This window comes from Burkholderia sp. SRS-W-2-2016, assembly GCF_001931485.1.
GTDB lineage: Bacteria > Pseudomonadota > Gammaproteobacteria > Burkholderiales > Burkholderiaceae > Paraburkholderia.
The window spans coordinates 167,433-179,691 of the sequence record NZ_MSDV01000012.1 but is presented as its reverse complement, the minus strand read 5'-3'; the positions used below and the strand labels follow the sequence as shown (position 1 = coordinate 179,691).

At 64.9% G+C, this 12,259-nt stretch carries 12 protein-coding genes, 1 other RNA gene and 1 riboswitch; of the genes, 7 read left to right on the top strand and 6 right to left on the bottom strand.

Annotated elements, in window-relative coordinates:
• Positions 1 to 28: 28 nt before the first annotated feature.
• On the bottom strand, positions 29 to 2,065 hold the full coding sequence (locus tag BTH42_RS03760; protein ID WP_075295903.1) for a TonB-dependent receptor domain-containing protein: 2,037 nt from the start codon (positions 2,063 to 2,065) through the stop codon (positions 29 to 31).
• An 86-nt stretch (positions 2,066 to 2,151) separates the two neighbouring features.
• Positions 2,152 to 2,412: riboswitch (cobalamin riboswitch) on the bottom strand.
• 219 nt (positions 2,413 to 2,631) lie between these two features.
• Between BTH42_RS03760 and BTH42_RS03755 the strand changes: the two genes are divergently transcribed.
• The 5 genes from BTH42_RS03755 to BTH42_RS03735 all read left to right on the top strand — a co-directional run bounded on the left by BTH42_RS03755 (position 2,632) and on the right by BTH42_RS03735 (position 5,071).
• The gene (locus tag BTH42_RS03755; RefSeq protein WP_075295901.1) at positions 2,632 to 2,991 is read left to right on the top strand and encodes an ATPase; all 360 of its coding nucleotides are present in this window, start codon (positions 2,632 to 2,634) and stop codon (positions 2,989 to 2,991) included.
• Entirely contained in the window at positions 2,988 to 3,302 is a 315-nt protein-coding gene (locus BTH42_RS03750) for a cell division protein ZapA (protein ID WP_075295899.1), read from the top strand. The genes BTH42_RS03755 and BTH42_RS03750 overlap by 4 nt, the downstream gene beginning before the upstream one ends.
• A gap of 149 nt (positions 3,303 to 3,451) precedes the next feature.
• A non-coding RNA gene (gene ssrS, locus BTH42_RS03745) (6S RNA) lies at positions 3,452 to 3,633 on the top strand.
• Between the two features lie 105 nt (positions 3,634 to 3,738).
• A complete protein-coding gene (locus BTH42_RS03740) occupies positions 3,739 to 4,197 on the top strand; it encodes an EVE domain-containing protein (RefSeq protein WP_075295897.1) in 459 nt (152 codons plus the stop codon).
• 148 nt (positions 4,198 to 4,345) lie between these two features.
• Positions 4,346 to 5,071: an SIMPL domain-containing protein gene (locus BTH42_RS03735; protein ID WP_075295895.1), complete on the top strand. Its 726-nt coding sequence runs from the start codon at positions 4,346 to 4,348 to the stop codon at positions 5,069 to 5,071.
• An 84-nt stretch (positions 5,072 to 5,155) separates the two neighbouring features.
• Here BTH42_RS03735 and lgt read toward each other — a convergent pair whose 3' ends face one another.
• Together lgt and BTH42_RS03725 are read right to left on the bottom strand one after the other, a co-directional pair.
• Entirely contained in the window at positions 5,156 to 6,061 is a 906-nt protein-coding gene (lgt, locus tag BTH42_RS03730; RefSeq protein ID WP_075295893.1) for a prolipoprotein diacylglyceryl transferase, read from the bottom strand.
• A 179-nt stretch (positions 6,062 to 6,240) separates the two neighbouring features.
• Positions 6,241 to 7,236: a LysR family transcriptional regulator gene (locus BTH42_RS03725; RefSeq protein ID WP_075295891.1), complete on the bottom strand. Its 996-nt coding sequence runs from the start codon at positions 7,234 to 7,236 to the stop codon at positions 6,241 to 6,243.
• 258 nt (positions 7,237 to 7,494) lie between these two features.
• Between BTH42_RS03725 and ilvD the strand changes: the two genes are divergently transcribed.
• Positions 7,495 to 9,168 carry a dihydroxy-acid dehydratase gene (ilvD, locus tag BTH42_RS03720; protein ID WP_075295889.1) on the top strand — a complete coding sequence of 558 codons (1,674 nt, stop codon included), beginning with the start codon at positions 7,495 to 7,497 and terminating at the stop codon, positions 9,166 to 9,168.
• 166 nt (positions 9,169 to 9,334) lie between these two features.
• On the top strand, positions 9,335 to 9,673 hold the full coding sequence (locus BTH42_RS03715) for a c-type cytochrome (protein ID WP_075295887.1): 339 nt from the start codon (positions 9,335 to 9,337) through the stop codon (positions 9,671 to 9,673).
• 6 nt (positions 9,674 to 9,679) lie between these two features.
• Here the strand turns inward: BTH42_RS03715 and BTH42_RS03710 are convergent, their stop codons facing one another.
• The 3 genes from BTH42_RS03710 to BTH42_RS03700 form a co-directional block, all read right to left on the bottom strand.
• Complete coding sequence (locus tag BTH42_RS03710) at positions 9,680 to 10,138, bottom strand: DUF2486 family protein (RefSeq protein WP_083654651.1); 459 nt, start codon at positions 10,136 to 10,138, stop codon at positions 9,680 to 9,682.
• A 19-nt stretch (positions 10,139 to 10,157) separates the two neighbouring features.
• Positions 10,158 to 10,580, bottom strand: coding sequence for a DNA polymerase III subunit chi (locus tag BTH42_RS03705; protein ID WP_075295885.1), 423 nt, complete (start codon positions 10,578 to 10,580; stop codon positions 10,158 to 10,160).
• Positions 10,581 to 10,644: 64 nt separating this feature from the next.
• A complete protein-coding gene (locus BTH42_RS03700) occupies positions 10,645 to 12,156 on the bottom strand; it encodes a leucyl aminopeptidase (RefSeq protein WP_075295879.1) in 1,512 nt (503 codons plus the stop codon).
• Between the last annotated feature and the right edge of the window lie 103 nt (positions 12,157 to 12,259).

The window sequence follows — 12,259 nt, the reverse complement described above, 5'->3', positions numbered from 1 at the left end:
CACGCATGAGCGCCGCCGCCCGCACGCATCACTGCTGCTGCCAGCCGAGCGTGACGTACGCACCGCGGCGCGGCGAGTTGTACGAGTAGACCGTCTCATAGTCCTTGTTCAGCAGATTGTCGATATGCGCGCTCACGTACCACGCTTTCGTGATGTTGTAGCGCGCGGACAGATTCACGATCCCGTAGCCGCCGAGGTTGCCGGTGCTATCTTCGCGCGGCCCGCTGACGATCCACTCGCCGCCGACCCGCCACGTACCGATGCTGCGGTTCACCGCGAACGACGCGAAGCGCCGCGCGCGCCGCACGAGATCGACGTCGTTGTCGAGATCGACCGGGTTTTGCAGCGTGACCGCCGCGCGCACGTCGGTCTTGCCGACATGACCGCTCCACGAACCTTCGAGTCCCTGCACCTTCGCGTGACCGACGTTCTCGGCCAGGTAGATGCCGGGGATCGTCTGCACGTAGTTGATCAGATTCGCGTAGCGGGTCTGGAACGCGGTCACGCGCATCACGCCGAGCGCATCCGACGCGTACTGCAAACCCGCTTCGACCGAATGACTGCGCTCGGGTTGAATCGACGGATTGCCGCTGTACGGATAGTACAGATCGTCGAAACTCGGCGCGCGAAACGCGTCCGAATAGCTTGCGGTTGCCTTCCAGTGCGACGTGATGTCGAAACCGTAGCCGAGATAGTAACTGTTCGCTCCGCCGAAATCGGAATACTGGTCGCGCCGTACGTTGGCCTGAATCCGGTTGCGGCCGAAGCGCGCGGTATAGCCCGCAAATACCGAATCGACGTGGCGGTCGGGCGCGGCGAACGTATCGGATTCGAGGCTCTGATCGAGATGCTCGTAGCCCAGTTGCAGCTTCTGGTTCGCGGCGAGCGCGAAATCGTTTTGCCACGTGTACTGGCGATTGTCGGTATCGAAGCGGCCGTTGTAGATGCCGTTGGTATTCGACACGCTGCGATCGGCGCCTTCGGCGATCGTGAAGTGCGTGGTCCACCAGTCGGTCAGCTTGCCGTTCGCGAATACGGACACCTGACGCACCTTGCTGTACAGATTGTTCAGATCGGTCGGCACGCCGTACGCGTTGTCATAGCTGTTGTTGCCGTTCGACTGCAGATAGCTGACACCCGCGTCCCACTTGTCGTTGAACTTGTGACGCAGCGACGCCGAGATGCTCTCGTTCAGATAGCCGTTCGCATTCGGATTCGCGCCCGGCGCCTCGTTCGGATTGAGTGCCGAAAAGCCGTCGGTTTTGGTGCGCGCGAGTGAGAGGCTGAAGGTCGTGCGGCCGTCCTGACCGAGCGCGCCGTTCACGCCGGCCGTTTGCGTCTGCGTGTGATAGCTGCCGTAGCCGACCGAAAAATTGAAACGCGGCGGATGCGCGCCGCCGTCTTTCGTGAACACCTGCACGACGCCGCCGATCGCACCCGATCCATATAAAGCGGACACGTTGCCGTTCACCACTTCGACGCGGTCGATCTGATCGAGCGGCAACTGCGCGAGTTGCGCGGAGCCGAGACTGACCGAATCGACGCGCACGCCGTCGATCAGCAGCAGCGATTGCGTCGACGATGCGCCGCGCAAATAGAGACTCGTCGTCGAACCGGGGCCACCTGTACGCGTGATTTGCGCGCCGGGCGCGAATTGCAGCAGGCCGGGAAGATCGGTTGCGGTGGTGTCGGCGATGTCCTGCTGATCGAACAGCGTGGTCTGCTGGATCGTATCGGCGAGCGCTTGCGGTCCGCGCGCGGCGGTCACGACGACCGGTGCGAGCACGATCGGCGACGCGGTGGAGGTAGTTGTTTCCGTAGTCGTTGCGTTGGCCGATGCGTCGACCGATGCGTTGGCGTTGGCCGCGTTGGCGTTGGCCGCGTTGGCGTTGGCCGTATTGGCGGCGACCGGATTCGTGACGCTGGTGTCTACAGTTGCGGCATTCGCGACGGTTGCAACGTTTGCGCCGGTCGTGGACGTGGTGGACTGCGCGTCTTGCGCATGCGCGACGAGCGGCAGGCTCGCGAACGCGAGCAACGCGGCGCGGGCGATAGGGGACAACATGGGATTGATTCCTGTGGAAAGCATGCGCGGCCTGCTTCCCCGCGGGCCGACGCGTCACGAGGCGCCCCGTTTCGATGTTTTCGTGGGGGACGTCCCTCTTTTCTGGCCGGTATCCGGGCTACGACACATCGATCCCGCCTTCCCACGCATGACGCGCAGTGGCACACTCGCACGTTGAACTTCGAACCTGCGATCAGGATCGACCTGCATGAAGACCATGCGGTCGTTTACCGTTGCGGGGGCAGCGCAGGTTTCGCGTCGGCGGTCCGGGGACCGCGCGCGCCCTGCTTCCCGTTTAACCGCGTGCGCCGAAAAGCGCGCGCGGCACCAGAAGTGCGGAAGTTTACGAGCGGCCTCGCGGGGCGTCAAGAAAGGTCAATGCACGCGCAATCGATCCGGTTGAACGCGCATTATTGTCCGATGGATCCCGTCACTTTCCGCCTCGGGTTGCAACGCAAGGCGCGATAAGCCTGCACGAAGCAATGTTGTTACGTCTCGAAACGAGACAATTGTCGGAACCTGCAATATTCCGCGCTAAAATGCGAGGTCTTTAGAGGACGCAGCACATGCTCACCGAACTCGAATCACTCTCCCAGAATATCGGCAAGCTGATTGCGATCAGCCAGCGCCACCACGAAGCGCGGCTCGCGCTCGAAGAACAACTCGCGCAAACGCGCGCCGAAGTCGAGGCCACGCACACCGAACTCGCGCAACTGCGCGCGGAACGCGATGCACTGCAAGCGGAACGCGATGCACTGTCGGCCAAGATCGACGACGCGCAGGTGCGCCTGAATGCGATTCTCGAAAAATTGCCGCGCGCTCGCGCGAGCAACGAACCGGATAACCAGCTCGATCTGCTCGAGTCCGCTCAGCCCGCGGGCGAGGAAGCGGAAAGCGACGTAAGCCGCCACGGAGAAAACGCATGACCACCAAGCAGATCGAAGTCTCGATTCTCGAAGTACCGTATCGTCTCGCCTGCTCGCCGGAAACCGAAGGCGCGCTGCTCGAAGCGGTCGCGCGCGTCGACGCGGAAATGAAAAAGATCCGCAATAACAGCAACGTGCGCGGCACGGATCGCATTGCGGTAATGGCTGCGCTGTCGCTGGCATCGGAACTGCTTAAGCTGCAAAACAGCGTACGTCACGGAGAAGCATTTCCTGCTGAAGAAATCCGGCGTACAATGCAGCAAATGAACGAACAGCTGGGTACTGTGATTGAGCAGTACAGCTTGCAGTAATAAGTCGCTGACCGGTTTCGCACCGGTCCCGCACTTAAGCAGATTTAGCGAAGTAGCCTTAAACGCAGTGCTGTGAAGTGAATGAATAGTTCGTGGCAAACGTTTGAGTACAGTCGTAAAAGTTGAATGGTTGTTGCTTTATCGGTTTAGCTTCCCTGCCTGGTTCGCCAAGGTCATATATTCCTTGAACCAATGCCATGTGCACGGTTGCGGAAATTTGTAGCACGGGTGTGCGCGTCACTCTGTCTGATGTACCCGAAGTGTTGCTAACTGCGACCAATTCTGAACCCTCGGTTCAGGATGCCGGCCTAGCGGCTAAGGCGGGGACCTTATCTGGAACGGCGTCGGACTTCGGTTCGACGCCGTTTTTCTTTGGGCGCCCGTTTTTTTGCGCGTCGTTCAATCTTTACCGTTCATCCATCATTCAATTCGATTCATGCGCTACTGGCTGATGAAGTCCGAACCGGACGAAGCAAGCATCGACGATCTCGCTAACGCACCGCATCGCACACTGCCGTGGACCGGCGTGCGCAATTACCAGGCGCGCAATTTCATGCGCGACACGATGCAGATCGGCGACGGCGTACTGTTCTATCACTCCAGTTGTCCCGAGCCCGGCATCGCGGGACTCGCGGAAGTCTCGTCGACCGCCTATCCGGACCCGACCCAATTCGATAAAAAGAGCCCGTATTACGACGCGAAATCGTCGCCGGAAACACCGCGCTGGATGCTCGTCGACGTCGTGTTCAAAAAGAAGATCGCGTTGATTCCGCTGGCCGCGCTGCGCGAGCATACGCAGTTGCAGGACATGCGCGTGCTGGCCAAGGGCAACCGCCTGTCGATCACGCCGGTCACCGAAGCCGAATGGCGCTTCATCACCAAACAGCTTGCCTGAAGGATCGCGTCGGCACGCGGGCCGCCTCGCGCGGGCGCGCGCCGTGCTTTCGTGCGATGCGCGTCCGCGCAACCGCACTTCCGCGCCGCGCTCGACGCGCGGCGCTAGCGTCAAACCTGCACCACCTGTTCAACCAAGGAGTCCAGCAATGATGAAAAAAACCGCACGCGCCCTCGCCCTGGCTTTCGCCTGCACCGCGCCGGTCGCACTCGCGTTGGCGCCGGCCGTCGCGCGAGCGCAAAGCGTGATGCCGCAGCCGTCGGGCGTGCTGTCGCTCAATGCGCAGGCGAGTGCCGAAGTGCCGCAGGACGTCGTCGAAATCACGCTGTTTTACGAGCAGGAAGCGAGCGATCCGTCGACGCTGACCGCGACGCTGAACCAGCGCGCGGATGCGGCGATGCAAAAAGCGCGCGGCGTGAGCGGCGTGACCGCGCGCTCGGGCGCGTTCTCGATCTTCCCGTCGACCGATCGCGACGGACGCATCTCCGCATGGCGCGGCCGCACGGAAGTCGTGCTCGAATCGCGCGATTTCGCCGCGGCGTCGAAGCTCGCCGCGCAGATGGCATCGATCATGCAGGTCGGCAACGTGCACTTCTCGCTGTCACCGGAAGCGCAGCGCGCGGCCGAGCAGCGCATCACCGGCGACGCGATCAAGTCGTTCCGCGAGCAGGCCGCATCGTCGGCGCAGGCGTTCGGCTTTAGCGGCTATTCGATTCGCGAGGTCAACGTCAATCACAGCGGCGCGATGCCGCGTCCGGTGATGATGATGAGCGCGCGCGCGATGGGCGCCGACGCGAAGATGGCGCAGATGCCGCTCGAAGGCGGCACCACGACGGTGACGGTCAATGTGTCGGGGTCGGTGCAGATGAAGTAAGGCGGGCGAGCTTGACAACCCGCCAGGAAAAAACGCCGCGGCATGTTTCCATGCCGCGGCGTTTTTCATTGCAGGCCCAGCTGATCAGCTCGCGCTGACCGCCTGCGCCGGCTCGCGGCGCCCACGGCGATACGCCCATACCATCAGGCCGATACCCGCGAGAATCATCGGCAGCGACAGCCACTGGCCCATCGACAGCCCCATCGCGAGCAGCCCGAGGAAGTCGTCCGGCTCGCGCGCGAATTCGACCGTGAAGCGCGCGAGGCCATAGCCGATCAGGAACAGCGCGGAAATCGCGCCCATCGGCTTCGGCTTGCGCGAGAACAGGATCAGCACGAAGAACAGCACCACGCCTTCCAGCGCGATCTCATAGAGCTGCGACGGATGGCGCGGCAGCATCCGGTATTGCGCGAACACGTCGGCCAGATGCCATTGCGCGGCCAGTTGCGGATGCGCGGCGAGCCACGCGGCGTCGTCCGGTGCGGCGCCCGGAAACAGCATCGCCCACGGCGCGGCCGGATCGGTCACGCGGCCCCACAGCTCGCCGTTGATGAAGTTGCCCAGACGCCCGGCCGCGAGACCGGTCGGCACCATCGGCGCGACGAAGTCGGTCACCTGCAGCCACGAACGCTTGCGCTGATACGCGAACAGGATCATCGCGATGGTCACGCCGAGAAAGCCGCCGTGAAACGACATCCCGCCTTCCCACACCTTGAAGATGTCGAGCGGATGCGCGAAATAGAAGCTCGCCTTGTAGAACAGCACGTAGCCGAGCCGGCCGCCGAGGATCGTGCCCAGCACGCCGAAGAACAGCATGTCGTCGATATCCTTCGCGGTCCAGCCCTGCGCGGCGACGTACGGCAGGCGCAGCCGCAGCCGGCCGACGACGATCGCCGCGACGAACGCGACCAGATACATCAGGCCGTACCAGCGCACGGCGAGCGGCCCCAGATGAATGGCGACGGGGTCGAAATTGGGGTGAATGAGCATCGTGTAGTTATGGGCAGTTCAGGTTCGGATTAGGAAGCAATGCTTACAGTCGGATTAACGGCGCGACTAATAAAGAAGTGGGTTGCGAAGCCGCTGCCCCGCAAACAGGCGCACGGTCCGCACAATACAGCGGCAGGCATTGGACGGCGCAGTTCGCCCGGCGTTCAACGTGGCGGCGGTTACACACGCGCGGCGAGCGTCGCCGCCTGCGCGCGCACGATCTCGATGAAGCCCGCCAGCACCGGACTCACCTCGTCCGTGCGCCAGACGAGACCGGTCTCGATCGCCGGCACCGACTCCGACAGCGGCCGGTACACCACGCCGGTGCGGCGCAGGTTACGCAACGATTGCGGCACCAGTGCGACGCCCATGCCGGCCGACACGAGGCTGACGATCGTCTGCATCTGGATCGCTTCCTGGCCGATCCGCGGCGCGAGGCCGGCAACGCCGTAGCAATCCATAATGATGTCATAAAAGCCTGGCGCCAGACGCCTCGGGAAGATCACCAGCGGCGCGTCGGCGAGGTCGCGCAGACTGACCGGCGTGTCGAGCCATTCGGCGACGGGGGCGGAATCGGCAGCGGGATCGATAACCGCACCGCGCGCGCCGCCCGCCTGCTCCAGCCGCGCCGCCCTCTCCGTCGACATCGCGATCACCAGCGGCTCGCGCGCGATCGGCAGCCACGACAGTTGCGCCGCGTGACGCGACGGCAGCGGCGCGATCACGAGCCCGGCATCGATGCGCCCGGCCACCAGTTCCTCGACCTGCACGTCGCTGGTTGCCTCGGTCAGTTCGAGCCGCACGCGCGGATGACGCGCGCCGAACTCGCGCAGCAGCAGCGGCAGCAGCCCGTAATCCGCGGTCGACACGAACGCCAGCGAGAGCACCCCCGCCTCGCCGCGCGCAAGACTCTGCGCGAGCGGCCGCAGCCCTTCGGCGGCAGCCAGCAGCCGCTGCACCTCCGGCAGCAGATCGGCGCCGACCGGCGTCAGCTCGACCGAGCGCTTGGTGCGCGCGAACAGCTCGACGCCGAGCGTCTCTTCGAGCGCGCGGATCGCCTGCGACAGCGGTGGCTGGGTCATCGACAGACGCGCGGCCGCGCGGCCGAAGTGTTTTTCCTCGGCGACGGTAACGAAGTAGCGCAACTGGCGCAGATCGGGGATCGTCGGCAGCATTGGCGGGACTATTGGGGCGATCGGGACTAAGAGTTTTTGCGACCTAAACAAGCGCGAATAATACACGCGACCCGCGTTACGCAAAACCGCCTGCCCGCCCGGCCTCGCGGCACTACACTGAACGGATGCGCGCGCCGCGGTCGATTGAAGCGGCGCCGGGCAGCGGCCGCGAGCCGCCGCCCCCGCGCATGCACCGACGCAGTCACGCGCCCCCGCCGGCCCGGCTGACGAACAGAACAGACAGACTTGGAGCCCCTCATGCCCTACAACCGTCGTTCGAAAAACATCACGCAGGGCGTCGCCCGCTCGCCGAATCGTTCGATGTACTACGCGCTCGGCTATCAGAAAGACGACTTCGACAAACCGATGATCGGCGTCGCCAACGGCCATTCGACCATCACACCGTGCAACGCCGGCCTGCAACGCCTCGCCGACGCGGCCGTGGTCGCGATCAAACAGGCCGATGCGAATCCGCAGACCTTCGGCACGCCGACCATCTCCGACGGGATGTCGATGGGCACCGAGGGGATGAAGTACTCGCTGGTGTCGCGCGAGGTGATCTCCGACTGCATCGAGACCTGCGTGCAAGGGCAATGGATGGACGGCGTGGTCGTGATCGGCGGCTGCGACAAGAACATGCCGGGCGGGATGATCGCGCTCGCCCGCATCAACGTGCCGGGCATCTACGTGTACGGCGGCACAATCCGCCCGGGCAACTGGAAAGGCACCGACCTGACGATCGTGTCGTCGTTCGAGGCGGTCGGCGAATTCACCGCTGGGCGCATGTCGGAGGAGGACTTCGAGGGCATCGAGAAGAACGCGTGCCCGTCGACCGGTTCGTGCGGCGGCATGTACACCGCCAACACGATGAGCTCGTCGTTCGAGGCGCTCGGCATGTCGCTGCTGTATTCGTCGACGATGGCCAACCCCGATCAGGAAAAGGTCGACTCCGCCGCCGAATCGGCGCGCGTGCTGGTGGAAGCGGTCAAACGGGACCTGAAGCCGCGCGACATCATCACGAAGAAGTCGATCGAAAACGCGGTCGCGCTGATCATGGCGACCGGCGGCTCGACCAACGCGGTGCTGCACTATCTGGCGATCGCGCACGCGGCCGAGGTCGAATGGACGATCGAGGACTTCGAGCGGATGCGCAAGAAGGTGCCGGTGATCTGCAACCTGAAGCCGTCGGGCCAGTACGTCGCGACCGATCTGCACAAGGCCGGCGGCATCCCGCAGGTGCTGAAGATCCTGCTCGACGCCGGGCTGCTGCACGGCGACTGCATGACGATCACCGGCAAAACGCTCGCCGACGAGCTGAAGGACGTGCCCGCCAAACCGCGCGCCGATCAGCAGGTGATCTTCCCGATCGACAAGCCGCTCTACGCGCAAGGCCATCTCGCTATCCTCAAGGGCAACCTCGCGATCGACGGCGCGGTCGCCAAGATCACCGGCCTGAAGAACCCGGTGATCACCGGCCCGGCGCGCGTGTTCGACGACGAGCAGAGCGCGCTCGAAGCGATCCTCGCGGACAAGATCGTCGCCGGCGACGTGGTGGTGCTGCGCTACCTCGGCCCGAAGGGCGGCCCGGGGATGCCGGAGATGCTCGCACCGACCTCGGCGATCATCGGCAAGGGGCTCGGCGAGACGGTCGGGCTGATCACCGACGGCCGCTTCTCGGGCGGCACGTGGGGGATGGTGGTCGGGCACGTGGCGCCGGAGGCGTTCGTCGGCGGCACGATCGCGCTGGTGCGCGAAGGCGATTCGATCACGATCGACGCGCACAAGCTGCTGCTGCAACTGAACGTCGACGACGCCGAACTGCAACGCCGCCGCGCCGCGTGGCAGGCGCCGCAACCGCGTTACACGCGCGGCGTGATGGCGAAGTATTTCGCGCTCGCGCTGCCGGCGAACCGGGGCGCGGTGACCGGTTGATCGACGGGTAAGCACGGGCGGGGAGCGCGGCCCATCGCGGCCCAACGCGGCCCAACGCGGCGCCGCGCCACGCAAAAACGCAAAGGGGCGCACGGAAATCCGTGCGCCCCTTTGCTCTTATAATGCGTGCACCACGAGCCGGGCTCTTGCACCGGCGGAGACCAAAATGAAATCGAAGTCGTATGCAGCCGTTGCAGTTGCTGTTGCGCTCGCCGCCGCTCTGGGCGCCGCCCGTCCCGTTCATGCGGAGGCCGCCGCCGGTCTCGCGCTCGCGCAGCAGAAGAACTGCATGAGCTGCCATTCGGTCACGCGCCGTTTCATGGGGCCCGCGCTACAGGAAGTGGCCGCGAAATATGCGGGACGCGAAGACGCGGCGATCTACCTGAAGCACAAGATTCTCGATGGCAGCACCGGCGTGTGGGGCCGCGTGCCGATGCCCGCCAATACGCAGCTGACGCCCGATCAGGCGGCCACGCTCGCGACCTGGGTGCTGACGCTCAAATAAGGTCTGTCACGCGTGGCCCGCGTGCCGCGCCAGTTCCTCTCGCACCGCTTCACGAACCCAGCCGGTCAGCTCGGCTTCGAGCGCGCGCGCAACTTCCCGCGTGATCTGCGTGACGAGCAGATTGGTGTGCTGTTGAACCGCGTCGCGACAGCGCGCTTCGATCAGGCCGCGCCCGTCGCCCGCCAGGAAACCCGCGAATTGGCCGCGCAGACGTTCGGCGATCGCGTCCGCATCGAGTTCGGTCTGAGCCGCGGCGGCTTCGGGAACGTGCCGATGGGCCGCGGCGTCATGCGCGCCCTCGCCGCCGATGTCCGGCGGCACCGTCGCCCCGGCTTCTAGCGGAATGGTCGGCTCGCTACGATCGAACACGTCCGGCGCAGCGGCCGCGCCGACCGTCCGCGGTGCGCGGCCCGGCTGGATGATCTCCTGCAGCAGCGGAATCGAATGGTCGTTGGGATCGGACACGTGCGCTCTCCGGGTTGAATCAGGCCTCGCCGCCCTGCTTGTAGTTGTTCAACGCATAGCCGCGATCGCGATAGAACCGGTAGCGTTCGCGGCCGGCGACCAGTTCGTCCTGGTCGTTGCCGACCACTTCGAGCAAGCGTTCGAAGCGCGCGAACTGCGCCGGCACCGTCGCGCCGAGGTTCAGCAGAATCTGATGATGCGGCGCGCTATCGAGATTGCTGGTCAGCACCACGGGCGTCTCGGATGCAAGCGGCGTACCCGCCATGCAGTGCGGGATGAAGTCGAGCGGCGAGAACACCCACAACTGCTCGTCGAAGGCCCGCAGCCGCGGCGGCTCGGCCAGCACGACGAGCGGCTGGCCCGCCAGATACGCCTTGCGCGCGAGGCGGCACGCGTACAGCAGCGAATTGCCGACGTTCGAGTGGAAATCGATTCTCGTCATCGGCTGCTCCGCTCCGCGTGTCGCCCCAGTTGCAGCGCGCCTTGCGCGCGCTTACCGCTAACCATCATTGCCCGGCGCGGTCGATCAGGAACTGCGCAAGCAACGGCACCGGCCGGCCGGTCGCGCCCTTGGCCGCGCCGCTCTTCCACGCGGTGCCCGCGATGTCGAGGTGCGCCCACGGATAAGCATCCGTGAAGCGCGACAGGAAGCACGCGGCCGTCACGCTGCCCGCCGGCCGTCCGCCGATGTTCGCGACATCCGCGAAGTTCGACTTCAGCTGGTCCTGGTACTCGTCGTCGAGCGGCAGACGCCATGCCGGGTCCGATGCCTCGCGCGACGCGTCGAGCAGCTCGCCCGCGAGCGCGTCGTCCTTCGAGAACAGGCCGCTGTTGTGATGGCCGAGCGCGATGATGCACGCGCCGGTCAGCGTCGCGATGTCGATCACCGCGGCCGGCTTGAAGCGCTCCGCATAGGTGAGCGCGTCGCACAAAATGAGGCGGCCTTCGGCGTCGGTATTGAGCACCTCGATCGTGATGCCCTTCATGCTGGTGACGATGTCGCCCGGCTTGGTCGCGGTGCCCGACGGCATGTTCTCGACCGCCGGAATGATGCCGACCACGTTGATCTTCAGCCCCATCTCGGCGACCGCGCGCAGCGTGCCGAGCACCGAGCCCGCGCCGCACATGTCGTACTTCATCTCGTCCATGCCCTCGCCCGGCTTCAGCGAGATGCCGCCGGTGTCGAACGTGACGCCCTTGCCGACCAGCACCACCGGCGCGGCCTTCGCGGCGCCGCCCTGGTACTGCAGCACGATGAACTGCGCCGGCTCGACCGCGCCCGCGGTGACCGACAGGAACGAGCCCATCTTCAGCGCTTCGCATTGCTTCTCGCCGAGCACCTCGACTTTCAGCTTCCAGTCTTTCGCGAGCTTCTTCGCGGTGTTCGCCAGATAGGTCGGCGTGCAGACGTTGCTCGGCAGATTGCCGAGGTCGCGCGTGAGGTCCATCCCGTTGGCCAGCGCGGCGCCCTGTTTGGCGGCGAGCTTGGCGGCCTTTTCGTCGCCGGTGGCGACGCTGAACACGATGCGCTTGAGCGCGCGCGGCGTGTTGTCCGGCTTGCTCTTCATCTGCGTGAAGCGGTAGGTCAGTTCGCGCAGCGCGAGCACCGCGGCGCGCACGGCCCAGTCGGAGCCGCGTTCGAGCACCGGCAATTGCGCGAGCGTGAAGGTGACCTGCACGATCTTCGTGCCGAGCAGCGCGCGCCATGCGGCACGCACCGCGTCGCCGTAGGCCTTCTGGCTGAAAGCGTCCTGTTTGCCGAGGCCGACCAGCAGCACGCGCGATGCGCCGATGCCCTGCACTTCATGCAGGAACAACGTGGTGCCGGCCTTGCCGTCCATGTCGCCCGCCTTGATGATGCGCGTGAGCAGGCCCTTGGTGGCCTCGTCGATCTCCAGCGCCGCGCCCGACAGCGTTTGCGACTCGAACACGCCGATCACGATGCAATCGGATTTGCCGGTCAGGAAACCGTTCGTCGAGCCTTTGGTCCAATCACAGGCTTTTATGCTAAAGTCCATCGCGCTTGTCCTCGGATAAAATCTGGGCTTAGGATGAAAGCCGCAATTATCCGCTATTTTTCCCGCGGCGGCTGCACCGGAGGCGCGATGGGAACGAACCCGC

Coding starts and splice junctions, on each gene's coding strand:
- BTH42_RS03705 (WP_075295885.1), bottom strand. CDS start 10,580: ATGACGAGAATCGATTTCCACTCGAACGTCGGCAATTCGCTGCTGTAC.
- BTH42_RS03750 (WP_075295899.1), top strand. CDS start 2,988: ATGACCACCAAGCAGATCGAAGTCTCGATTCTCGAAGTACCGTATCGT.
- ilvD (WP_075295889.1), top strand. CDS start 7,495: ATGCCCTACAACCGTCGTTCGAAAAACATCACGCAGGGCGTCGCCCGC.
- BTH42_RS03740 (WP_075295897.1), top strand. CDS start 3,739: ATGCGCTACTGGCTGATGAAGTCCGAACCGGACGAAGCAAGCATCGAC.
- lgt (WP_075295893.1), bottom strand. CDS start 6,061: ATGCTCATTCACCCCAATTTCGACCCCGTCGCCATTCATCTGGGGCCG.
- BTH42_RS03700 (WP_075295879.1), bottom strand. CDS start 12,156: ATGGACTTTAGCATAAAAGCCTGTGATTGGACCAAAGGCTCGACGAAC.
- BTH42_RS03735 (WP_075295895.1), top strand. CDS start 4,346: ATGATGAAAAAAACCGCACGCGCCCTCGCCCTGGCTTTCGCCTGCACC.
- BTH42_RS03755 (WP_075295901.1), top strand. CDS start 2,632: ATGCTCACCGAACTCGAATCACTCTCCCAGAATATCGGCAAGCTGATT.
- BTH42_RS03725 (WP_075295891.1), bottom strand. CDS start 7,236: ATGCTGCCGACGATCCCCGATCTGCGCCAGTTGCGCTACTTCGTTACC.
- BTH42_RS03715 (WP_075295887.1), top strand. CDS start 9,335: ATGAAATCGAAGTCGTATGCAGCCGTTGCAGTTGCTGTTGCGCTCGCC.
- BTH42_RS03760 (WP_075295903.1), bottom strand. CDS start 2,065: ATGTTGTCCCCTATCGCCCGCGCCGCGTTGCTCGCGTTCGCGAGCCTG.